29 protein-coding genes are annotated in these 23445 nt (G+C 39.0%); 4 read left to right on the top strand and 25 right to left on the bottom strand.

Annotated elements, in window-relative coordinates; genetic code table 11:
* Window positions 1-38: 38 nt before the first annotated feature.
* From MKX47_RS06170 to MKX47_RS06155, 4 genes are all read right to left on the bottom strand, one after another.
* On the bottom strand, window positions 39-806 hold the full coding sequence (locus MKX47_RS06170; RefSeq protein WP_340772216.1) for a metallophosphoesterase: 768 nt from the start codon (window positions 804-806) through the stop codon (window positions 39-41).
* A gap of 89 nt (window positions 807-895) precedes the next feature.
* Window positions 896-1591 (bottom strand): LysM peptidoglycan-binding domain-containing protein, encoded by a 696-nt coding sequence (locus MKX47_RS06165; protein ID WP_340772215.1) that lies wholly within the window; start codon window positions 1589-1591, stop codon window positions 896-898.
* A gap of 85 nt (window positions 1592-1676) precedes the next feature.
* Window positions 1677-3116: a RecQ family ATP-dependent DNA helicase gene (locus tag MKX47_RS06160; RefSeq protein ID WP_340772213.1), complete on the bottom strand. Its 1440-nt coding sequence runs from the start codon at window positions 3114-3116 to the stop codon at window positions 1677-1679.
* On the bottom strand, window positions 3113-4150 hold the full coding sequence (locus MKX47_RS06155; RefSeq protein WP_340772211.1) for a helix-turn-helix domain-containing protein: 1038 nt from the start codon (window positions 4148-4150) through the stop codon (window positions 3113-3115). Before MKX47_RS06155 ends, MKX47_RS06160 begins: the two co-directional genes overlap by 4 nt.
* A gap of 102 nt (window positions 4151-4252) precedes the next feature.
* Here MKX47_RS06155 and MKX47_RS06150 point away from each other — a divergent pair, with 102 nt between their 5' ends.
* The 3 genes from MKX47_RS06150 (at window position 4253) to MKX47_RS06140 (ending at window position 6265) form a co-directional block, all read left to right on the top strand.
* Complete coding sequence (locus MKX47_RS06150) at window positions 4253-4501, top strand: ferredoxin (protein ID WP_340772209.1); 249 nt, start codon at window positions 4253-4255, stop codon at window positions 4499-4501.
* Window positions 4502-4705: 204 nt separating this feature from the next.
* Entirely contained in the window at window positions 4706-5473 is a 768-nt protein-coding gene (locus MKX47_RS06145; RefSeq protein WP_340772208.1) for an enoyl-ACP reductase FabI, read from the top strand.
* Between the two features lie 93 nt (window positions 5474-5566).
* Window positions 5567-6265, top strand: a complete 699-nt coding sequence (locus MKX47_RS06140) for a glycerophosphodiester phosphodiesterase (protein WP_340772207.1) — start codon at window positions 5567-5569, stop codon at window positions 6263-6265.
* Window positions 6266-6310: 45 nt separating this feature from the next.
* On the opposite strand, the gene MKX47_RS06135 is transcribed toward MKX47_RS06140, so the two are convergent.
* Window positions 6311-6724 carry a MarR family winged helix-turn-helix transcriptional regulator gene (locus MKX47_RS06135; protein WP_340772206.1) on the bottom strand — a complete coding sequence of 138 codons (414 nt, stop codon included), beginning with the start codon at window positions 6722-6724 and terminating at the stop codon, window positions 6311-6313.
* A 155-nt stretch (window positions 6725-6879) separates the two neighbouring features.
* Between MKX47_RS06135 and MKX47_RS06130 the strand changes: the two genes are divergently transcribed.
* On the top strand, window positions 6880-7392 hold the full coding sequence (locus MKX47_RS06130) for a CarD family transcriptional regulator (protein ID WP_340772205.1): 513 nt from the start codon (window positions 6880-6882) through the stop codon (window positions 7390-7392).
* 53 nt (window positions 7393-7445) lie between these two features.
* Here MKX47_RS06130 and MKX47_RS06125 read toward each other — a convergent pair whose 3' ends face one another.
* From MKX47_RS06125 to MKX47_RS06030, 20 genes are all read right to left on the bottom strand, one after another.
* Window positions 7446-7961, bottom strand: coding sequence for a TlpA family protein disulfide reductase (locus MKX47_RS06125; protein WP_340772204.1), 516 nt, complete (start codon window positions 7959-7961; stop codon window positions 7446-7448).
* Window positions 7958-8644 (bottom strand): ABC transporter ATP-binding protein, encoded by a 687-nt coding sequence (locus MKX47_RS06120; RefSeq protein WP_340772203.1) that lies wholly within the window; start codon window positions 8642-8644, stop codon window positions 7958-7960. The genes MKX47_RS06125 and MKX47_RS06120 overlap by 4 nt, the downstream gene beginning before the upstream one ends.
* Window positions 8641-9441 carry an ABC transporter permease gene (locus tag MKX47_RS06115; RefSeq protein WP_340772202.1) on the bottom strand — a complete coding sequence of 267 codons (801 nt, stop codon included), beginning with the start codon at window positions 9439-9441 and terminating at the stop codon, window positions 8641-8643. Before MKX47_RS06115 ends, MKX47_RS06120 begins: the two co-directional genes overlap by 4 nt.
* Window positions 9442-9452: 11 nt before the next feature.
* The gene (locus tag MKX47_RS06110; protein ID WP_340772201.1) at window positions 9453-9908 is read right to left on the bottom strand and encodes a nitrous oxide reductase accessory protein NosL; all 456 of its coding nucleotides are present in this window, start codon (window positions 9906-9908) and stop codon (window positions 9453-9455) included.
* Complete coding sequence (locus tag MKX47_RS06105; protein WP_340772200.1) at window positions 9905-11233, bottom strand: right-handed parallel beta-helix repeat-containing protein; 1329 nt, start codon at window positions 11231-11233, stop codon at window positions 9905-9907. The genes MKX47_RS06110 and MKX47_RS06105 overlap by 4 nt, the downstream gene beginning before the upstream one ends.
* 3 nt (window positions 11234-11236) lie before the next feature.
* A complete protein-coding gene (locus tag MKX47_RS06100; RefSeq protein WP_340772199.1) occupies window positions 11237-11899 on the bottom strand; it encodes a nitrous oxide reductase accessory protein NosL in 663 nt (220 codons plus the stop codon).
* A gap of 119 nt (window positions 11900-12018) precedes the next feature.
* Complete coding sequence (locus MKX47_RS06095; RefSeq protein WP_340772197.1) at window positions 12019-12804, bottom strand: sulfite exporter TauE/SafE family protein; 786 nt, start codon at window positions 12802-12804, stop codon at window positions 12019-12021.
* A gap of 77 nt (window positions 12805-12881) precedes the next feature.
* Window positions 12882-13109 carry a sulfurtransferase TusA family protein gene (locus MKX47_RS06090; RefSeq protein ID WP_340772195.1) on the bottom strand — a complete coding sequence of 76 codons (228 nt, stop codon included), beginning with the start codon at window positions 13107-13109 and terminating at the stop codon, window positions 12882-12884.
* 227 nt (window positions 13110-13336) lie between these two features.
* The gene (locus MKX47_RS06085; protein WP_340772194.1) at window positions 13337-14464 is read right to left on the bottom strand and encodes an MBL fold metallo-hydrolase; all 1128 of its coding nucleotides are present in this window, start codon (window positions 14462-14464) and stop codon (window positions 13337-13339) included.
* Window positions 14465-14579: 115 nt separating this feature from the next.
* Entirely contained in the window at window positions 14580-14975 is a 396-nt protein-coding gene (locus MKX47_RS06080; protein WP_340772193.1) for a DsrE/DsrF/DrsH-like family protein, read from the bottom strand.
* Window position 14976: 1 nt separating this feature from the next.
* On the bottom strand, window positions 14977-15537 hold the full coding sequence (locus tag MKX47_RS06075) for a sulfurtransferase TusA family protein (RefSeq protein WP_340772192.1): 561 nt from the start codon (window positions 15535-15537) through the stop codon (window positions 14977-14979).
* 21 nt (window positions 15538-15558) lie between these two features.
* Window positions 15559-15855 (bottom strand): rhodanese-like domain-containing protein, encoded by a 297-nt coding sequence (locus MKX47_RS06070; RefSeq protein ID WP_340772191.1) that lies wholly within the window; start codon window positions 15853-15855, stop codon window positions 15559-15561.
* A gap of 74 nt (window positions 15856-15929) precedes the next feature.
* Complete coding sequence (locus tag MKX47_RS06065; RefSeq protein WP_340772190.1) at window positions 15930-16271, bottom strand: rhodanese-like domain-containing protein; 342 nt, start codon at window positions 16269-16271, stop codon at window positions 15930-15932.
* A 10-nt stretch (window positions 16272-16281) separates the two neighbouring features.
* Window positions 16282-16758 carry a DsrE/DsrF/DrsH-like family protein gene (locus MKX47_RS06060; protein ID WP_340772189.1) on the bottom strand — a complete coding sequence of 159 codons (477 nt, stop codon included), beginning with the start codon at window positions 16756-16758 and terminating at the stop codon, window positions 16282-16284.
* A gap of 49 nt (window positions 16759-16807) precedes the next feature.
* Window positions 16808-17068 carry a metal-sensitive transcriptional regulator gene (locus MKX47_RS06055; protein ID WP_340772188.1) on the bottom strand — a complete coding sequence of 87 codons (261 nt, stop codon included), beginning with the start codon at window positions 17066-17068 and terminating at the stop codon, window positions 16808-16810.
* Between the two features lie 107 nt (window positions 17069-17175).
* Complete coding sequence (locus MKX47_RS06050) at window positions 17176-18867, bottom strand: FAD-dependent oxidoreductase (protein WP_340772186.1); 1692 nt, start codon at window positions 18865-18867, stop codon at window positions 17176-17178.
* Between the two features lie 163 nt (window positions 18868-19030).
* Complete coding sequence (locus tag MKX47_RS06045; protein WP_340772184.1) at window positions 19031-19942, bottom strand: ABC transporter ATP-binding protein; 912 nt, start codon at window positions 19940-19942, stop codon at window positions 19031-19033.
* Between the two features lie 11 nt (window positions 19943-19953).
* The gene (locus MKX47_RS06040) at window positions 19954-21165 is read right to left on the bottom strand and encodes an ABC transporter permease (RefSeq protein ID WP_340772183.1); all 1212 of its coding nucleotides are present in this window, start codon (window positions 21163-21165) and stop codon (window positions 19954-19956) included.
* A 12-nt stretch (window positions 21166-21177) separates the two neighbouring features.
* Entirely contained in the window at window positions 21178-22299 is a 1122-nt protein-coding gene (locus MKX47_RS06035; protein WP_340772182.1) for an ABC transporter, read from the bottom strand.
* Window positions 22300-22433: 134 nt separating this feature from the next.
* Window positions 22434-23408 carry a quinone oxidoreductase family protein gene (locus tag MKX47_RS06030; RefSeq protein WP_340772181.1) on the bottom strand — a complete coding sequence of 325 codons (975 nt, stop codon included), beginning with the start codon at window positions 23406-23408 and terminating at the stop codon, window positions 22434-22436.
* Window positions 23409-23445: the final 37 nt, after the last annotated feature.

Genomic DNA, 23445 nt, shown 5'->3' with positions numbered 1-23445 from the left:
ACATCTCCTTAAAATTGTTGCATACGTCTATTATACTGCTAATTTTCGACATTCGTTTGATTTTGCTCAAATCTTATTTTAATGACATGACACTCTGGTTTCGCCCCTAATCGAATAGGGAGTAATGTTGTGCCATAGCCATTGCTTACTAACTCAAAAGAACGACCCTTTTGCTTAAAATAACCATGTGGCTGTAGACCCCAGCCAAAAATACGAATTTGCCCACCATGTAAATGACCACCGATGCTCAGCAGTGGTTTGAAATGTTTGTGTACTTTTGAAAACAGCTCCGGGTTATGCGCAACAAAAGCTGTTTTGTTTAAATCACACGAATGAAATGCCGCTTTCACCTGTTGCAAATTAGGGCTAAAGGTCACTCCGCATAGCGAAAAACTTTGCTCTTTTCCAATTTTCACTGCCTCATTTTCCAGCACGGTAACATTATGTTTCAAAAATAATGCGCGTAATCTTGACTCTTCAAATTCAATATCATTATTGCCCCAAATAAAATAAAGAGGTCCTAGCTTTTTTAAACGTTGAATATTTGCCAACACGGTATGCTCCGTAGTGCGATGATCGACAAAATCACCACCGATGATTACAGCATCCACTTGCCCTTTGATCTTGCGCAGCATCTTGTCATTAATTTTGCGAGCATGTGTATCTGAAATAAAAAAGAGCTGCACAGGCTCTCCAGTTCCTACAGATGTTACCTCATGTACTCGAACGTTATTTTCATTGGCTTGCTTCCACATATGCAAAGCGAGCACTATGCAGGCGAGCGCAATGATGGTAATCACACCCATATACCAACCTCCAATCAAAAGAAAAAGACGAGCGTTAGTCACGATTCGTCTTTTGCCATCTTGCTATACAGCTATAAAGAATGTAAACATTACGGAATAATTACTAATACCTGACCTGTTGAAATACTGTCCGATGATAAATTATTGGCCGCTTTAATTTTTTCGATATTTGCTGGGCTACCGTCTCCATAGTATTTTATGGCGATACGATATAAATTATCCGTAGATTGAACAGTATGAGTTTTTTGCTGTGCTTTTGCTGCTTCTTCAGCTTTTTTCTTTTCTTCTAGCTCTTTCGCTTTTTGTGCCGCAACTTTTTGAGCCTCTTCTGCTTTTTTCGCTTCCTCTGCTTCTTTCTCTTCAGCTTTTTTTGCTGCTTCAGCGGCTAAGCGCTCTTTTTCTAAATCTGCATTTTTATCAGCATCTGTGGATTTATCTTTAACATCATCCACTTTTTCTTCTTCATCTTTGTCATCAGCAGCGCCCTTTGTTGAATCCTGATCTGGTTTTACAAATTCTACGACAACATCATCATTTTTTTCATTCGCATCTACCTCTTCTGGTTTTGAAGCACTTGGCTCATAAACAAACCATACATATCCTAAAATGCTCAATGGAATAAAAATTAAAACAACAACTAATAGTGTCATAATTGGATTCGATTGTTTCTTCTTACCTTTTTTTTGATGTCGGCTAGCTCGTGACAATTTCGCATCCGGCTCGTTATGTAAATCAATCTCTTGACGATGCTCCTCAACCTTCTCACGATAATCTTCTTTTGTCATGGTCTATCAACCCTCCAACTACTAAAACATTTACATATATTATGACGAATTTCTACAAAAAAGTAAACGGTTCGTGCTAAGATTACTAGTTTCGTAGCAAGATTTGCTGTAAACGTTGTTGCCAAGTAGTCATTTGTGTTTGCTGTTGCTCCGCGCGAGGCTTCATAAATGGGGTAATATCAAGCCCACAATTGCTACAACAGTTTTGTTGCTTTTGCGCTAATTGCTGTCCAAAATAGCGCACCACTTGCTCACGCATACAATCTGTCTGTTCGATTAGCTTTAAAACAAGATTCACTTCCGCAAACTTTTTCAATTGCATCTCCTGCATACGCTTTTTTACTTGTTCCGGTGACTCCTGCTGTAGCCAGTAATTTAAAACACGAAACGACACCTCCGTTAACTCTCCGCGTGTCAGTAGTGCATTAGGCTGCTCCCCATTTGCGATGACTTGCATGAATCGGTCGATATGTACTTCCTTTGGTAAATCCTCCGTTGCAATAAATTTCGCAAACTTCTCATCCCCCTCTGCATATAGTAAAAACGCAACTGCGTCCAGCCCATCTCGACCAGCACGACCAATTTCCTGCATATAGTTTGATAAAGTAGCTGGCATCGTTTCATGAATAATTTGTCGAACATTGTCTTTATGCACACCCATTCCAAACGCATTAGTCGCGACAATCCACTCTAGCTTATCTGTTAAAAATTGCTGTTGAATAAATTGACGATCCTGTGCATCCTTCCCGGCATGGTACGCTGCTGCCGCAATATTTTTTTCAAGTAACTGTAAGCTGATAGCCTCACTTTTGGCACGAGATTGTGTATAGATAATCCCTGGTCCCGCTGTGTTCGAAACATGGTCTACAATCCACTCGATTTTTTGCTCCTTATTCGTAAATCCCTTTTTCATCAAGTATATATTTTCACGATTGACCGAATGCATATAGCATAATGGCCCACGCATATTTAGATAACGCTGTATATCTTCCATAACGGTATCTGTCGCCGTTGCAGACAATGCTAAAATCGGTGGACGATTCGTTTGCGCGAACACCTCACCGATGCGCAAATAATCAGGACGAAAATCAAAGCCCCATTGCGAAATACAATGCGCCTCATCTGCGACCATTAAGGATAATTCCATTTGCTCAATCCGCGCTTTCACCTGTGGCTGAAGCAGCATCTCAGGTGATACAAAAATAAAGCGATACTCATGTAAAAAATGCAAGGCATATTGTTTTTGCTCCGGTGACAAAAACGAATTCAGCGCTACCACTCGCTTTTCTCCGCGCTGCTTGAGCTGGTCCACTTGATCTTGCATTAATGATAAAAGTGGTGAAATAATCAGCACAGGTTTCGAAAACAAATAGCCTGGTAGCTGATAGCACAGCGATTTCCCCATGCCCGTCGGTAAAATGGCTAGCACATCCTGTCCTTCAACAAGTGCCTCAATAATTTCTCGTTGCCCTGGTCGAAAGGTTTCATATCCAAAAAGCTGATGTAAAGTAGCCTCTAATTTCAAGTTGTTGTCACTCCTTTCGCCAATGTTAAACGCAATTGAAAATAACTAACATGCGGTAATAGTTCCTTTAACGTTTTTAAACGCTTCGTTCCATAATCTTCCACTATCAATAAGATTTGCTGCTGGTCCTCTATCGTAACGAATTCATCGATAGAAAAGTTCGGTTCATTCATTGCCATTTCGACAAGATGATCCTCAATCGTATTGGTTTTCAAGCGACGTATTTGACTAATTGCTTCAATAGAATGCCCTTTTTTAAAGAGCTGAGCCGTTTCATGAGCGGACATCGTTAACAAGGCCTCCACACGAATTCCACTTGCTATTTGTGCAAGGAGTGGATAATTCACTTGTTGCTCGATTTCATTTAACCACGCATGCAATCCACTAATATAATAGAGTTGGGCATCCATTTCCTGCATATGGTAACCAAATGCAAGCTGCTGCCAAGTAAAGCCTGGTTCGTTGTAGCCCGTCAACCGATAGATTAGTAGCTCCTTTATACGATCTTCCACGGGTAATTTAGTTAAAGATCGATTCATTTCATCATAGAAAGGTTGCTGTAATGTCCGTTGTAAAAAATGATTGGCCATTAAAAATTGACGCACCCACCCTTGAATTTGCTCATTTCGCTCAATCGGAATAAATGCTTTTTGGCCATTAGCTTGATGTGACAAGCTCTGAACAACAAGGGAAAGTCGTCCAAAAAATAGATGCTCATTTCCACGATAATGCCAGCCATCAAATGTTACCTTTAATGACTCTGTTGCAAGTTCTCTACCTGTTTCAGACAAAGTGTAATAACCGTTTTCATCGATATCAATATAATTTTTGGCAAATAATAAATCAATTTGCTGCTCAAATTTTTGACGTGATAATTTTGGTAATATGCCAAAAAACTGATACAATTTGTAGAGACCAACATCTTGAATGGTTTGTCCAGAACGTTTGCCCTTTAATAGATGAAAAGCAGCGGAAACTGTACGTTCTTGTTGAAATGTATGTAAGATTTTTAAAAGAATCTGTTGAATTAGCAAATCAAATCCCTCATTTTCGTAGTATTAGGTTGAAATGTATGAAGAACACATTTAGAATAATAAAGAGCTTTATGGAAGCGAACGGACAAAGGAGAGGTAATAATGCCAAAATATACAATCGTAGATAAAGATACATGTATCGCTTGTGGCGCTTGTGGCGCTGCTGCACCAGACATTTATGATTATGATGATGAAGGGATTGCAATCGTTATTTTAGATGATAACATGGGTACTGCTGAAGTTCCAGAGGATCTACTAGAAGACATGCAAGATGCATTTGAAGGCTGCCCTACAGATTCCATCAAGGTTGCAGATGAGTCGTTCGACGGCGATGCATTAAAATTTGAATAATACAGTACAAACGATCTCTTAATTTTTTAATTAAGAGATTGTTTTTTTATGGCGATTTTTGGACACTCGCAAATATCCGAGCATACAAGCTAAGATGGACATTTTTCCTTTTGAGCTAGAAAATGATTTACACAAAACACGCATAATGTTATAGTTATTGTTAGTAGCTGGTACTAATAATAACTAATATACAGGGGTGTCGTTATGGATTTACTACAATTAGAAGGAAAAAATATTGTCGTGATGGGCGTTGCCAATGAGCGTAGTATCGCTTGGGGCATAGCAAAACGACTTTTTGATGTAGGAGCAAATGTTATTTTCACTTATCGAAAGGAACGCTCAAAGGGCAAAATCGAAAAGCTTTTAGCGGATCGAGAAGCAACGATTGTTGAATGTGATGTTAATAATAATGACAGTATTGCCAAAGCTTTCACAGAAATCGGAGAAAAATTTGGTGTCATTCACGGTATTGTACACTCGGTTGCCTTTGCTCACGCGGAGGACTTACACAATCGCTTCGTAGAAACAACGCGCGATGGATATGCCTTTGCTCAAGATACAAGTGCCTATTCACTAATTGCCGTCACAAAAGCTGCCAAGCCATTTATGACAGAGGGTGGTTCCATCGTGACGATGTCTTATTTAGGCGCGGAACGTGTATTACCTGGCTACAATGTAATGGGGGTTGCGAAGGCTGCACTGGAGGCGTCAATGCGTTATTTAGCTGCAGATGTTGGCGCAGAAAATATTCGTGTCAATGCGATTTCAGCTGGTGCAATTCGAACATTGGCTGCAAAAGGTGTCCCTAGCTTCAATGACATTTTGAAAAAAATCGAAGAAAATGCGCCACTAAAGCGCAATACCAATCAAGAAGAAGTTGCTGATATGACGATGGTGATGTTAAGTCATCTATCGCGCGGTGTGACAGGCGAAACAATTTACATCGATAGCGGCTATCATATTATGGGGTAGTTATTTAGCGAATTCACATCCTCCCTTGTGAATTCGCTTCTTATATTGCTAAAATATTGAAAAATACAGTTTGAGGAGGCTTATATTTTATCGATGAAAATATTAGCGCATCGTGGACTTAGTGCTAGCTTTCCAGAAAATACAGCGATTGCTTTTCAACAAGCCGCAAAACTTGATTGCTGGGGAGTAGAATTTGACGTCCACTTAACATCGGATCAGCAGTTAGTCGTAATTCACGACGAATCGATTGACCGTACATCTAATGGTACTGGCTTTGTAAAAGACCTAACATTAGCGCAGTTAAAAACCTATGATTTTGGTTCATGGTTTGACGTAAAGTTTGCTGGTCAAAAAATTTGCACCTTATCAGAGGTACTTGCTATTTTCAAAGATACAAAACACCAAATTAACATTGAAATTAAGTCCGATGTTTTCGAATACCCCGGCATTGAACTGCTTATTGCCAATGCTCTTGAAGCATTTCAACAAAAGGAACGAATCATAATCTCATCGTTTAATCACGAAACGATTGCCCGTTTTCAGCAAATACAGCCACAGATTCACTGTGCCCTATTATTTGCTTCACTCATTACAAATCTAGATGACTATGTACGAAACTTCGACTGTGACGCCATCCATATACCGTATTATTACGGTATGCGCTCGATCATTCAGCGGGCGATTCAGCAAGGCATCGTTGTGCGAGCATACACCGTTAATAAAAAAGAAATCGCCGAGCAAATGGAACAGCTCCATATTGATACTATTTTCTCTGATAAAGGAACACTTTAAATGCTTTTTCTTTCATTACAATCTATTCAAGCAGAAGGAATCACATTATTTAGAAATTAAAGGCTGTCCTAATATCGAAATAAGCTGCTCGTATTGCTCTTGACCAATTGAGGCACGTACTCTTTCTGAAATTTCGTAATCTAGTGCCAAGCTTTTTTGCATTACCTCTTGACCTTTATCCGTTAATGAAGCGACTTTTTGTAGCTTTGCTCCTTTTACAAGCTCTGTTTGAATAAGCCCCTTATCCTGCAGTGCTTGTAAAAACTTGTGTACCCCCTGCTTTGTAATATCAAGCTGTACAACAAGCTCTGGCACAGTCATTTTGCCATCCGAAATACTCTTCAAAACATACCATTCCGAACTCGTTAAATGTAAATCATAATGGCTGTTCCACATTGTATCGGCCACATGACGTAGCTGCTTATGTTGTCTATATAATAATTCGATTAAATCATTCATCACATGCACTCCTTACCATCCGTTCATTAACTTCTCAAGCATCATACTAAACCCTTTTTATTTTTTCAAATGTATTACACCAAAAGTCAACTTAGTTGACGCAAAACTCTTTTTCATTTATAATAGAATTAACAAAACATTGGAGGGCTAAAAACATGTACAAAATTGGTGATCTTACTTTTTATAAATCACACGGTATTTGCCGAATCGATAGCATTGTAGAACAAAACTTCACCGGGACACCGATGCAGTATTATGTTTTACAGTCAAAATTGCGACCAGGCGTCACATTATATCATCCGGTAGAAAGCGATAACTGTCAGCTTGAAAAATTACTTAGCTATGATGAAGCTAGTAAAATACTCGACATATTCTCCAATGAAGCAAGTGATTGGGACGAACGCAATACGAATCGCCAACGCCATCATGCTGATATTTTAAGCAAGAATAATCATGTAGAAATTGCACAGCTGATGAATACATTGCTTCGTAAAGAGCAAGAATTACAACAACAAGAAAAGAAGCTAACATCTCAAGATACACAAATGCTACAGCAAATTTCCATGATGATGTTCGATACTTTAGAGCTTGCATTAAATCAAACAAAAGCTCAATTGGAAAAACAAATTCAAGAAAAAATCCAAGCCACTATCACTACACATGCTTAAACATATATACGTAAAACAAGCGCTACTTCGAATGGTTGAAGTGGCGCTTGTTTTTAATAGAGGGGCTCTACATATTCTTCTAATAGGGCTTCATCTAACGGACCTAATATTTCGTGAACAATATTACCTTCACGATCAAGAATAATCGTCGTCGGTAAGGTAAAGGCCCCATACATAATGCTCGTTTCCCCTGTTTCATCTAACAATATCGGAAATGTTAGTTTGTATTGCTCCACAAAGCTTTTCACCTGAGCCACTTGGTCTTTTTTCGTATAGTTAATTGCCAAAATTTCAAGGTCTTCGCTATGCTGTACATAATAGGTTTGAAAATGTGGCATTTCTGACTTACACGGCTCACACCAGGATGCCCAAAAATTCAAAATAACAACCTTCCCACGGGTTTGGGCCAATGTTTGCTTTTGGTCATCTAATGTAGGCAGCGTAAAATCTGTTGCCTGCACCGTACGAATGACTTCACGCTTTTGCGCTTGCTGAAACGTTGAAACTAACTCAAATGCGACAAATCCTAATACGAATACAATTCCGAACCCTATTGCCCATTTCTTCAATGCTGATCACCTTGCTTTGTCAGCTGGAGCCAAAGCTGCTCAAGCGATTGGCATGAATAGTGGGCTAATAATATGTCTATCGGTCCTGTTGCTAAAATTTTGCCATGATGGATTAATACAACCTCATCGGCAATTTCCTCAGCTAAGCTCAGTAAATGTGTTGAAAATAATACGATTTGATTATTTTCGCGCTGCTGTTGGAGCATTGCCTTTAATTGCGCAATCCAATAGGGATCAAGCCCATTTGTTGGCTCATCTAATATAAATAGTGGGCTATCTCCCATTAAGCTTTGCGCTAAATTTAAGCGCTGTCGCATTCCCTTTGAAAATTGTCCCACCTTCATTGTTTTTGCATCGTCTAGCCCAACTTGCTGTAAGAGCTCTGCTTGTTTTTGAGCAGGTACATTTTTTAAACCCGCTAAAAACTTAATGATTTCTTGTGCGGTCAATGTATCCGGAAAACTAATATCATCAGGCATATAGCGGACATCATGAACAGCACGCGTAATCGTTCCTTCGTCTGGCTGCAGTAAATTCGTTAATAAGTTAATAATGGTACTTTTTCCCGCACCATTTGAGCCGACAAGTGCCGTAATATGACCTGGCTTCAATGAAAAGCTGACATCAAATATCCCACGCTCACCTTTAAATACCTTTGTTACATGCTGTAATTCAATCGTCATAGTCGTTTTCCTCTCACCTTCAATAATAATGTGGCCATCATTAATGACAATGCAACCCACAATAATGAAACGACACCGAAAATAACAAAGCCTGGTGGTGAAGAATAAAACATCGACATTCCGTAAAAGGCTGGCCCAAGTACAGCCGTTTGCTCTGAAAATACAAAGTAGCCATAGCGAATCCATTCTAACGGATTGAGGTGAATCATTACGATGACAAGCTGTTTTAATAATGCCTCAGACGACACGGTACCAATTGCCATCATCATATACGAAATTAATAAACTAACAACCGACCATACACCAAGCCCAATCGCGAGTGCGTGTAAACGCGTTTTGGCGATTGCCCCAAGCAGTACACTGATTGCATTGAAAATCAATATAATAAGCATCGTAATGATCACCGCAAACCACGGTAACTTTAGTCCACCAAAAAAGCTCCCCGCAAACAGTGCAACCGCAAAAACAAATACACTAATGCCCGTAAATACGAGGCAAAGTGCAATATACTTCGTCAGTACAAAACGACCCATTGATAATGGATACGTCGATAATAGCCCAAGCCATCCCGTCTCTTTATCACTTGCAATATTCATACTACCAATGGTTAGCATAAATAACGGCAATAAAAATAATAAAATATTAAGTAAAGATGCTGTCTGGCGTGTGAAGCTAGTCGTGCTTGGCAGCGCTAAATGTTGAATCATTAAAATGGCGCTAAATACAATCGCAAAAAGAAGCGTAACAATTTGAATCCAGCGGCTACGTAAAAGCTGTTTACATTCAAGTACAATCATTTGGGCATTCATCAGTGTTCATGTACACCCCAGTTTAGCGTCAATAAATCCTCATATTGCAATAGCTTGCCGGGCTCCTCATTCATATAGTTTTCAGCTTCAGTCTGTGCACTAAACGCAAGCACGCCATAATTCATTGGTGTCCAATAATCCTTTGAGTATACATACACAGCTTCCTTGATATTTAGCCATTCCGACGAATTTTCTGCACGAATATAGCTCGCTCCAATATCGTCCTCACCATTTTGTAAAATATAGTCTATTAAGCAGCCTAAATCATCAAATACGATTTGGTCGCCATTTTTCAATACGGTTTGTGCCGCATAATCAACATGGGTAATACTCATATTGCAAATTTGGCACACATCTGTTTCTTGGTTTACCTCACGTGGTTCATACGTTTGTTCGCTACATGCTGCTAAAAAAATAATACTCACTGCTACAATTAATATTTGGTGAAGTTTCATATCAATTTTCTCCTTATTACAAGCATTCCAGCTAATACAATGGTACTCATCATGAGCTGGATCATATCAATATCCCATTTCCATTTATATGGCTGCTTCTGACTATGTGGCGTTTCGTCTGTCACAACGAGCTGATGGTCCCCCGTTACTTCGGTGTCCATCATATTGAGCACAACAACACCCGGTGATTCGATAAAATATTGGTACACCGGCTTTTTCACCATCCATTGCCCAAACGAATTGGTCGCGATGTAAGGTGTATCTCCAATACCATCCCCGTCATAATCATGTCCGCTATAATCATCATAAAAATTATTTGCAAGCTGCAATCGCTCTTTGTCCGAACGAACCGTTAAAATATTGCCATAAAATTGATTGTCCGTCACAGCAAAATCTGGTGAATGTTTAACCTGCAACACCGTTCCGTTCGTTTGGAATTCATTATGTTGGGCAATTACTTTTTTTGTATTTTGTATATCCATCGAAATGGTATTTTCACTTAGTTTGTTCTTTTGAAATACTACATTTTCAACATCATAAAAATATACACCTAAGCTATTTAATGTGTTATTTTTTGCAATGCGATTGTCTGACAGCATTAAGTTTTTCGCAATCATAATCATAAAGCCCGTCATATTATGAGTAAGCTCATTACCTGTTATATTCATATTGTCACTATACATAAAATGCGTTGCATAGCGACTATTTGTAATCGTATTTTCGTGCAGCTCAATGCCCTTAACACGCTCAAAATAAAAGCCATCTAATACATTCGATATCGTACTTTGCGTTGCGGTAACGTCCTGTGAATTATAAATAGCGACACCATGATTTTTCGTTTTAAAATGCCCTTCTCGACCCTCAATTGTCAGGTTGTGCAGCTTAATCTGTTGACTATCCGTAATTAGTAGCCCTGCATTTGAATTCAGAAACTGTATATTACTCAAAGTAAGATTCGTTATATTGTTTGCAACAATCGCATTTTCCTCTACATTAAATACAAGGTTTTCTAACGTAATATTTTCACTATCCGTGATTGTGAGCGCATTTGATAAAGAATGAATTTCTGTCCCTTCTACGCCCTGAATTTTAATAGGTTTTGTAATGGATACCGAACCACGATAAACACGCCCCTCTAAAAGAAGCGTGTCACCTGGTTTTGTGGCATCAATTAATTTCTGTAAGGTACTTTTTTCGCCTGTGTTAATAATGGGCTTCTTAAATTCTACTGGTGCGTGATGATCATGAGTCGCTGCGACCCCTAATGATGCGCCACTAGTCAAGCTTACTAAAAGCACGATTGAAATTACGATGTTTTTCCACATAGGCTACTCTTTTGAATCGTCCATTGAATGACCTTCATCGTCGTGATTATGACCGTCATCCTGTCCGTGACCTTCCATTTCCATATGGCCGCCATCTTTATTTGCCTCTTGCTTTTTCTTGAATCGCTCAATTGCCTCTTCACGCACCTGTTGTAGCTCCGTTAATGCAGCACCATCATTTTGCGCAATATAGTCATTTGCTTGTTCTTCATTTTTAAAGAAAATATAGCCCCAGTTCATCGGTGATTTTAAGTCGGTTTTCACAACATGAGCCTCTTCCACATCAAACCAGTTTAACGTTTTATAATCACGGACAAATTTCTCATTCGATACATTATTAACATATTCATCGTTTAATAAGCAGCCAATGTCGTCATAGAAAACAAGCTCCCCATCTTCACGAATCGCTTGTGCCGAGAATACACCTTGTTCATGATCACGCATATACACCTTCATATTACACATATAGCATGTCGTATCCTCTGTAGGTTCTTGTAAGCGTTCATCAATTTCCCACTCTGTCTTTTCTGCACCTGCTACGACTTCATTTTCTTCTGTCTCAGCTTGTTGCGTTACATTTTCTTTTTCTGGTGGATTTTCTTCTGCTGCATCCCCACATGCATATAAACCTAAAATTAATGGTACAACTAAGATCATTTTTTTCATTATTTTGCCTCCAGTTTTTCTTATCTTCTCCAAGTTAATACTATCAATGATTTGTGAAATTAATTTGAAGTTCACGTGGCAAATTCATATCAATAAAGTGAAAATTACTTCACAATTTATTATAGCAGGATATCAACCCAAATTTTAATAGCCGTTGCACCAATCAGAATAGCAAGTAAAGCTTGTAAAATTTTGATGTTCATTTTTTGTCCAGCTTTAGCGCCAAGTGGAGCCGCGATGACGCTCGCAATAATCATTAAGAAGGCTGGCCAGTATTCCACTTGACCTGTCACTAACTTCCCGATACTACCACCAATGGACGAAATAAAGGTAATGGCTAAACTCGTTGCAATCGTCACGCGTGTTGGGACTTTTAAGACTGTTAACATAATCGGTACAAGTAAAAAGCCTCCTGCTGCTCCGACAATACCAGATCCAATCCCGACGATTAATGCTAATGAACTTGCTAATACTTTATTAAAGGTAATCACATTTGCATCTTCAACCGTTTTACGTGGAATAAACATCATCACGGCTGCAATGGCTGCGAGTATCCCGTAGACGACATTCACTGCATCCTCTGATAAAAATCCAGATCCGTAACTACCAATAAAGCTACCAATTAATATCGATGTCCCCATGTAAATAATTAAATCTTTGTTTAATAAACCGCTTTTACGGTATGCCCAAACTCCGGCAATTGATGCGAAAAATACTTGCACAGCACTAATACCGGATACTTCGTGTGCACTAAAAGCCACTAAACCAAATAGCGGTGGAATATACAGTAACATCGGGTATTTAATAATCGAGCCCCCGACCCCGAGCATCCCTGATATAAATGAACCAATAAAACCAATGGCGAAAATGACGGTAATATATGTGATGGATAAATCGATTTCCATTGCTTTTTCCTTCTTTCTTTTTCTTCTTTTAGAATATTAAAGCGAGTAGAACAATGCTCTACTCGCCCTAAACACTGTTATGCTTTTTGAATGTAGAAGTAGTGTACGCCATCTACTTCTTTTGTTTCTAAAATCGTGTGACCGCTTGCTTTTGACCATGCTGGGAAGTCATTTAAAGCGCCTTTGTCTGTTACTAAAACTTCTAATACTTCACCTGTGTTAATTGTATCAATTGCCTTTTTTGTACGTACGATTGGCATTGGGCATGCGATCCCTTTTGCATCTAAAGTTTGTGTAATATTCATGTTCATTTCCTCTATTCTTAACGTTTTATTTTGTAAGCGATTTTCTAATTTTCCGTACAAGACGGTTGCTTGCCTCTTGAGCGTGAGGCAAGCGTATGTGTAGCATTTCAATTTTACTTAATTAGCGTATTGCGCAACGGTTTGAGGCATGCACGATGCATGTCACAAAAGCATTGCCACACGATGTGGCGTTCTTTGCTTTTGTTCCTCTTAGTTGGGCCGAATCGTTAGCGCACTGCGCAACGATTTGGGCCAATCTCCATCTCCGTTTGCTCATCGTTATCTGGAGTAATTTTACCCATGTTTACGTGACGGATTTCTTGGTATGCGTTTGGTTGTGGCGGTAAGTTGTCTGTTACCATTGAACGGAATACTTCCTCATCTTCCACATTTAAGCCGTGGTTTTCAGCGAATAAATCACCTAAACGTTTGGCTACAGTTCCGTCTTCATTTAATTCTTCAATGATCATGAAGTGTGCCGGTAATACGATTAAATCTTCTGCTAACGTACGGTAGCGAGAATATAATGTTTCGCGTAAATCGCCTACCCAATCCTCTGCTAAGCCAGCTAAATCTGGACGACCGATTGAATCGATGAATAAAATGTCACCTGTTAATAAATACTTGCCATCGATCACGAATGAAGTGGAACCGATTGTGTGACCTGGTGAATAAAGTGCGCCTACTTCAATCTTAGATGAACCAAGCTGTACTGTTAAACCATCTTCAAGTGGTGCATAGTCGAATACTACTTCTTCTGCATCTTTTGGTGGTAAGTAGTATGTTGCCCCTGTTGCAGCTGCAATCTGACGACCACCAGAAATATGGTCTGCGTGTAAGTGTGTGTCAAAGACATGCTTAATTTTTACGCCTTTTTCTTCAGCGAACTTCGTGAAGACTTCTGTGAAGCGTACTGCGTCGATGATTGCTGCTTCGCCTTCAGAAATTGCCATGTAAGAAAGACAGCCTTTCCCTAAGCGTACGAATTGGTAGAGCTCGCCGCCGTTTGCAAGGTCGCCTACTTTAATGGGCTCTAGGTACATTGACCAAGATTTCATACCACCTTGTAAGTAGCCAACTTCACGACCTGCTTCAGATAACATTTCCGCTACCATGATCGATGAGCCTTCTTTTGCACATACGACAAGTACTTCTTTGTCTGTTGGAATTTGTGGTAAAATTTCTTCTACGCCATCAAGTAACTCGAAGTATGGAATATTTAAATACTCGAACTTATGACCGTCGATTTTCCAATCTTCAAATGCATCTGCATTACGAACATCTAAAATGAATAATTCTTTATTGTCGATTACTTTGCGTGCTACTTGTGCCGCTGTCCATGCTGTTACTGTCATTTTTTAGTACCCCCATAGGTATAATTTAGTGTAAATTTTTTTGGTCTAGGTAGACAGAGCTACCTAGTACCGATTCAATCAAATTGTGGAATAGTTGAAGAGCAAATGCCCGTTATTAGAATGTAAGTGTTGGTGCTGCGTCTTTTGCGAATTCTAAGAATGTTACAGCCCCACCTACGTCGATGCCATCCACAAAGTTTTCTTTTGTTAAGCCCATTACGTCCATCGTCATTTGGCAAGCGATGAATTTCACGCCTAATTCTTGTGCCATTTCCACTAATTGTGGAATCGCTGGAACTTGTGCGTTTTTAAAGCCTTCTGCGAAATGTTCTTTTCCTGCTGGCATTGCTAAAGCGTGCATGCCTTCTTTATGAATTAAGTTTAAGCCTTCAAATGTGAAGAAAATTTCTACTTCTTTATCTGAAGCCGCTGCTGCTGTTGCGATATTGAATACTTTATACGCGTCGAAAAGACCACCGTTTGATGCGATAATTGCTACTTTGTTTGACATATTATTGTACCTCTTTCTCTAATTCGCCTTCATAGCCAGTCATACCTGGTAAGACGTTATATACTTTTGTAAATCCTGCTTGTGCTAATTGCTGAGCCGCTAAATCGGAGCGTGTGCCTGTACGGCAAATGACATAAATTGCTTCATCTTTGTTTAACTCACCAATACGCTCTGCCAATTCACCCATTGGAATCGATTTTGCGCCTGGAATATGACCGAATGCGTATTCTGCTGCTTCACGTACGTCTAAAATTAAGCCGTTAGCTGCGACTGCTTCTTCGTTTGTTGCTGTTTGTTCAAATGTTTTCTCGACAGCATCGCTTACCTCTGGATTACATTTGCGGATGTAGTGGTATAGTACATCGCCCTCTTCAGTTGTCCCGATATATTGGTGACCAACTGTTTTCGCCCAAGCCGCTAAATCTGCTTTTGAGCCTTTGTCTGTTGCTACTACTTCTAAAACTTGCCCGTCCTCTAAGCCTTGAATCGCTTTTTTCGTTTTCACGATTGGCATTGGACATGCTAAGCCTTTTGCGTCTAATTTTACGTCTGCTTTAATCATGTGAAACCTCCGTCTTTTTTATTACTCGACGTCGCCAGTCCAATCCAGCATACCGCCAGTCATATTTGTTACATCATAGCCTTGTGACTCTAAAAATGCTGTTGCTTGGCCACTGCGACCACCTGATCGGCAAACCATAATATATGCTTTCTTTTTATCGAGCTCATTCATTTTAAATTCTAATAAGCCAAGTGGAATATTTGTAATGCCCGGAATATGACCCGCAGCTACTTCATCCACTTCGCGAACGTCGATTAAATTTAACGCTTCGCCTGCTTGTAATTTTGCTTGCACTTCTTCTGGTAAAATTGTTTTCACTTTTTGTTCCTCCTAAGGAATCATTCGTTTATGAACATTCATTGCGCTTATAACAGACGCGACCGAATGATAAATTAATATGCACTCATACCGCCACGAATATTCGTTACTTTTTCATAGCCTAATTTTTTTAATTGCTTGCACGCTTGCATTGAACGCATGCCGCTCTGACAAATGACAACAATTTCTTTATCCTTAGGTAGCTTCGAATAATCTGTACCAAGTGGCATATTTTTAAACTGTTTGACATTGCGTGCCTTATATTCTGCTGGTGTTCGAACATCGATAAACACTTTATCTTTATCATTAATAATTTCTTTTGCTTTTGCTGTCGTTATCGTTTGAATACCTTTCGCTGGCTTCATACGCCAAGCGAAAAACGCCACAATAACTGCAATGATAATAATTGTTTCCATTTCGCACCTCTTATATGAATAAGTTGACCGTTCCTTCTTCAGCGTCTGCTAAATAAGCTGCGACTCCTGCATATTGAATCCCGTCAAGTAACTCTTCTTCTTGAAGTCCTAGTAAATCCATTGTCATCGTACAAGTAACAAGTTTAATATCTTGCTCCTGTGCCATATCAATCAGTTGCGTTAATGTTAGTGCGTTGTGCTTATTAACGACATGCTTGATCATTTTTGGCCCCATACCAAGCATTTGCATTTTTGAAAGACCTAGCTTTTCAGCACCTTGTGGCATCATTTTGGCAAACATTTTTTCTAGGAAACCTTTTTTCACTTGAACAGGCTCTTGTTTTCGTAATGCGTTAATACCCCAGAACGTATGGAAGATTGTTACCTCATGATCGTACGCTGCTGCACCATTGGCAATAATATATGCTGCCATTGCCTTGTCATAATCTCCACTAAATAAAACGATGGTTGTTCTTTTCTTTTCCATACTATCTCCTTACCCCTATAGGTATATTATTTTTGAAAAATAAAAAGCCTTATCGACTTTTTACTAATAATTCTACTGCTTGTTTGACCAATTCGTTTTTATCTAATTCTTTTTCATCTTCTTTAGATAAACATTCCACTAAATTGTCTGAAACAATTACTCCGATTGTTCGGTCGACTGCAGAACGAATTGCGCTGAGCTGTGTGATGACTTCTTTGCAATCCTTTTCTTCTTCCATCATGCGAAGTACGCCACGAAGCTGACCTTCAATTCGTTTCATACGTGCTGTTACCTTTGCATCGTATTGCATAAGCTCACCTCTTTTTTCGTTTTGCTTACTCTTATATTAATACCCCTAGAGGTATATGTCAACTAAAAAATTTTGTGGGAGAAAAATTAATTTCTCCCGCCAAAATTCTATTTAAAATTATACTCCGTCACAATTGGCTCGCGACCTTGTTGTTGGTCATTGAAATACTCATATAAGTTAATCCCTAAATAAGAACCCGAAATATTATACACATTGTCATAACCACTGTTTTCTAATGCCATTACAGCATTATAGCTACGCTGAGACGAACGGCAATGTACGTATACCGGTACATCTTTAGGAATTTCGTTCATGCGTGTACGGATTTCGCCTAATGGAATATTGATTGCACCTTTTAATGCACCATTTGCAAATTCATTTGGCTCGCGCACGTCAATAATTACCGCGCCAGATTCGACTAAGCCGCGTACTTCGTCAACACGTACTTGCTTGAAGCGACCCGCCATAAGGTTCGATGCGACTAGAGCTGCCATATTCGCAACGTCCTTAGCTGTTGAGAACATAGGTGAATACGTTAATTCTAAATCCTTTAAGTCCTCTACCGTACCATTCATCGAAATCAATGTAGCGATGACATCAATTCGTTTGTCCGCATTTCCTTTACCAATTGCTTGTGCACCTAAAATACGACCCGTAGGCATTTCATAAATTAATTTAAAATGCAATGGATTACTTGATGGCATTAAGCCCACTTTATCCGGTGCAATGACATATACGGCATCTGTCGGAATCCCTAATTGCTTCGCCGTACGCTCGTTTAAGCCTGTTGAAGCAGCCGCTAGATCAAACACTTGAATACTTGATGAACCAATGACACCACGGTTCTGATTTGGTATACCATAAATATGGTCCGCAATGGCGCGTGCTTGTTTTTGTGCTGGACCTGCTAATGCAAGGCGTGTTTTTTTGTTCATTAGGCGGTGGTACACTTCAATCGCATCACCTACCGCATAAATATTCGGATCGTTCGTTTGATAATTTTGGTTAACGGCAATCGCACCTGTTTCACCAATTTCAAGATTTGCATTGACTGCTAAAGACGTTTCAGGACGTACACCAATCGCTAATACAACGATATCTGCTTCAATGACTTTCCCTGAATTTAACGTAATCGCCTGTTCATTGATCGCTGCTAAGCCATCTCCAACGACTAAATCAACACCATGATCCGTCATTTCCTTATGCAAAATTTGCACCATGTCTTCATCAAATGGTGTTAAAATTTGTGGTGCGAATTCGACTAATGACACATTACGACCAGCTAGACGTAAATTTTCTGCCACTTCTACACCGATAAAGCCACCACCGATTACCGCAATACTTTTTGCATCTTTTTCAACAATCGCATTATGTAGCTTTTCAATATCCACTACATTACGTACTGTAAATACATGCGGTAGGTCCACACCTTCAAGCTTCGGTACAATCGGACTTGCACCTGGTGATAAAATTAATACATCATATGCTTCTTCATAGCTTTCGCCAGTTACACCATTTTTAACAGTTACTAGTTTTTGCTCACGGTTAATCGCAACGACTTCACTATTTACACGTGCATCAATATTATATTTTGCTTCAAATGAGTTTGGGTTCATCATGACTAATTTTTTTGAATCTGCTACAACACCGCTTAAGTAAAATGGTAAAGAACAGTTTGAAAACGATACATGGGGACCTTTTTCAAACATTACAATTTGTGCTTCTTCATCTAAACGACGAATTCGTGCTGCTGCAGATGCACCACCTGCAACGCCACCAACGATTACAATTTTCTTCATTTAAATACCCCTCTCTGACATGACCACTTTTTTATTTTTTACTATTTACAAGTTTTATAATATACCCCCACAGGTATATTGTCAACCATTAAAAAAGAAAAAAATACCTTTAGGAACTAAACATGAGAAATGCGTTTGCTCTAAAGGTATCTCTTCCTATTATTTATACAACTTCATGATAATACAGTGCGTATAAATCATTTAGCGTTACTTTGCCAAACGCAAAGTCCATCACTTGATGCTCAACTAAAAAGGTCGTTAAATCACTTAATAAGTGTGGCTCTGAGCTTGGTAAATGTAATAATGTCATTTCACTAACAAGCGTTTGCTGCTCAATGGATGGGTATTGCATTTTCATCCTTTTCTTTACTTGCTCATCCATATTTTTTACACGAATGGTTTTTATTGTTGCTTTACTAAAACCTTCGACAATCTCGTTGGCATCGATAAGCTTTCCTTCATTAAATAAGAAAATGCGATCTGCATACTTCTCTAAATTATCGAGCAAATGTGAGGCAATAATAATCAATTTGCCCTCTGCTTTTTTCTGCATTAAAATTTTCGAAATAATTTCCACATTATTTGGATCCAGTCCATTCATTACTTCGTCCATCATCATAATTTTAGTGTTTGCAACGATTTGCATCGCAAAGCAGAGACGCTGACGCATGCCAAGCGAGTAGGTGCCTGTTTTTTTATTCACATAATGCCCCATATTGAGAGCGGCAATCGTTTCATCGATGAGCTTTATATCTGATTCCCACATCATCGCATACATTTTTAAATGCTCGCGCCCACTTAAATGGTTATATAAATCACTTTGATCTGGCATCATCGACACGAATTGATGGATTTTCACTTCATTTGATTTACTAGAATAGCTTAAATTATTGTCAAAAAGTACTTTTCCCTTTGTCGGCTGCAAATAGTTCATTAAGACATTCATTAATGTTGATTTACCCGTACCATTTGGCGCTACAAGTCCGATGAGCTCTCCTTGTTCAAACGTAATCGAAATATCATCAAGTACTTTTTTGTCGGTAAAATGCACGGATATATTTTGAATCGTAATCATCTGTTTTCCTCCTATTTTATGAGCTTGAATCGTTTATTTAAAGAAATGACTAATGTTAAAATGAGTACAATTCCAGCTACGATCGCTAATAATTGGATTCCTAAGAGGTAATTTAACGGGTCGCTTGCTAAGTAAAAGTTTTGGTATTTCGAAACGATTTTCCCTATTTGTATATAAGAGGTTGGGTAGTGTTCGATATCCCAAAAATAACCGACACCACGACTTAAATAGAATTTTTCTCCAAAAATTAAAAGAAGACCAATTGCTAAATTCACCATTTCTTGACGGAATAATACGCTACATAATAAGACAACTCCGATGACAACGATGAACCATAGCAATAGTAGTGACACTGATTGAGCAAAAAACGTACCGAGCGTCATCATATCAAAGCTACCATTTTGCTGCCATTGAACGGTCGTTGTAAATACCGGTGAGGGTAACTGAAAATGACCAAAGCCGGCTTGCATGCCGATGATAATAAATCCAATGAATAACGGAATGAAGAGTGCGATACTCCCAATAAAGGCAACGAACATTTTTACAAGAAGCCTCTTCCAATCGGCTATCGGAAAGCCCTTTAAAACAGACGGATGCAGTCGATCTTTCGTTACAATATCGATTGCCAATAGCAACGTACAAATGATGAGTATCACGGGCAGCGGACCGATTAATAAGCGCTCAACAGTTTGCAGTGCTGTACGCTGTTCAAATTGATTAATCGACAGCTCATAATCCGCATCAGCATATGCCCCATAACGTACATATTGCTCTAACGAATTATAAAAGCCCTTCGCATCTGCCATTTCTCGGTCTTTCACATAATAACGTGCGTTGTATGAAATATGCTCATTATAATACGTCATATAATTTGTGAGAAAGTACCAGTCGCTCGTAACCTGTGCGTAGTTTTTCAAATCACCTGCATCAAGGGTTTCAAGCCTTTTCTTGTCTAATGGATTGACATCACTAAACATATAAAAAGCTTCCACCGTCATAGGATGAACATCTCGAAGATCTCGCCCCTCCATGCCATCAATAAATTCCTGCCTCGTTAAATAACGTGCTTCGATTTCCTCACGATCCACTTTTTCAATCGGATCATAGGCAGGTGCTATTTTAATCGCATAAAAAATCGCTGCGAACGCTAATAAAAAATAGATAGCCAAGTTTTTCTTATTCGTAAAAAATTGCTTGAATTCGAATTTTAAATATCCCCACATAACATTTCCCCCCTATGCCCGTTTCATTTTTCCTGTTGAGAAAAATGTTTTAATGACAAATAGCATGGCAATTATACAAATTAACATAATGAGTAGCCCTGCATTCATCGTAATATCAACAGGCTTTGCAAGATCTAGCGGCATGCCGTTAAGTATTTCATTGAAGTTCATGAAATTAAAAGGATTAAACGGGAAAACGCTAATGAACGATGGGAAAATAACCGGTAAAAAGTACAGGATAAAGTGAACGAATAACGTTAAATACATATTTTTTAACAGTACATTCAAAATAATGGATAATAGCATGACAAATAATGAAATAACGACCATATAGCCAATACAACGCGCAATATAGCCAACACTTGAAATGAGCGCTGCTTCACCTAAATAAACTTTCACCGGCTCAGCTGGATCACCTAATCCGTTAAATAAGAGCGGTATCGCACTAATAAAAATGAGGGCAATAAATGCAAGCACATATAAAAAGGCAATGATACATTTTGAAAGTATATAATGATCAAATCGCACTGGATAGCCTCTAATAATACTCGAATGTTCAAAGTCATCCAATAAAATCGAGCTTGTATAAAAGCTCATAAATATGTACCAACCTACACCTACTAAGCTAAAGAAAAACAATAAAAACGGTATGTAATGAGATAAATTGCTCACAGTGTCCTTATTGGATTGATGCATCGTTTTAAAATATAAATAGTTCATGTCATTTTGCAATTGAGATGGCAGTAATTCTGCTACCTTTTCATAGCCCTCCATACCAAAAGCTTGTTGACGTAGTTTTGCGATTCTTAGAGATGCTTCATAATAGAGTGGGTAATTTTCCATCGTTAAAGAAGCAATTTGTAAAGCAATGGCGCTTTGCTGTTGTGTTAAGTTTTTAAACAAATCGCTTCCATCACCATCGATCGAAGCGTCCTGTACCTGAAACTTAGACAGGATTGCGCGCGCGTGATAATAATCGCCCTTTCGATCATTTAGTTGATCCCCAACGGACTGTGCTTTAATGAAAAACATACAGCCAAATACAATGACCACTACCGCTAGCAAAGCCACTAGATTTTTACGGTTCGTACGCTCAATTAATAAACCTACTTTTAATGCTTGAAACACGCTCATCCCCCTTTCTATTCGATTTTTGTAAATTAGTTCCACTTATAGAATAACTGAACTTTTTGTACCTTTCAAATTTATGTAAGCTATGCCGTAATTTAATAATAAACCTCACGTAATTGAGAGTGCATTCAATTTGCTTAGATATCATCATTCAACTGAATCAAGATTTTCCCTTGATGCTTACGACTTTCCATTAATCGATGGGCTTGTTGAATGTCCTTTAATGCAAAAACGCGTTCGATTGGCACGTGCAGCATCCCCTTTTCAATATAGGACAGGATTACTTTTACAACAGGCTTTAATCGTGAAGGGTCTTCTTTTCTCGTCGTCCCTAAACTAAAGCCTTTGACATTGCGGCAGCTATTGTGGACATCATTCGTTGAAAATGTTCCAGGCTTTCCGCTACTATTGCCGAACTGGACAAGTGTTCCGTAATTTGCCAAGCAGTTCATACTTCGTGACGTTACTTCCCCCGCTACCGAATCAAAAATGACATTTGCTCCCTTGCCATTTGTCTGTTCCTTTACTCCCTCCACAAAATCAGCATATGTATAAACAGCATCCGCGCCCAATGCCTCGACAAAATTTGCCTTTTGTACCGAACCCACTGTACCGATGATTTGTTTTACGCCCACTATTTTTGCTAGCTGAATCAAGCTTGAGCCAACGCCACCACTCGCACTATGAACAACAATCGTATCCGTTTCCTTCACCTGTGCAATTTGCGTCAGCAACATATAACTTAAAATCATGACAGTTGGCATTGCAGCTACTTGCTTTAAATCAATGTCATCTGGAAGTAAAAAAGTGAGCTGCTCTGACGCAACTGCATATTGACGATAAGAGCCATTTTTCGGAAAAGCCATTACTTTCTGACCAACTTTAAAATTGACGCTAGTACTTTCCACAACTTCTCCTACTAAATCTAGCCCGATTGTAAATGGAAATACCGGCTTGCCCTTCGCTCCTGTCCGCGTCTTAATATCTGCAAAATTGATACTTGAATAGTAGCCTTTTATTAACACTTCCTGCTCCCCAATTGTTGGTATTGCTACTTCCTCAACTTGCAATACCTCTGCACTACCTAGTTCATATTGCTGAACGATTTTCATAGCCAACTCAACCTTTCTTTATCCGAAATGTCTTTCT

It is taken from the genome of Solibacillus sp. FSL R7-0668, from assembly GCF_038006205.1.
Lineage (GTDB): Bacteria > Bacillota > Bacilli > Bacillales_A > Planococcaceae > Solibacillus.
Note: the sequence above shows the minus strand (reverse complement) of the source record. Positions and strands in the feature narration are given on the sequence as shown.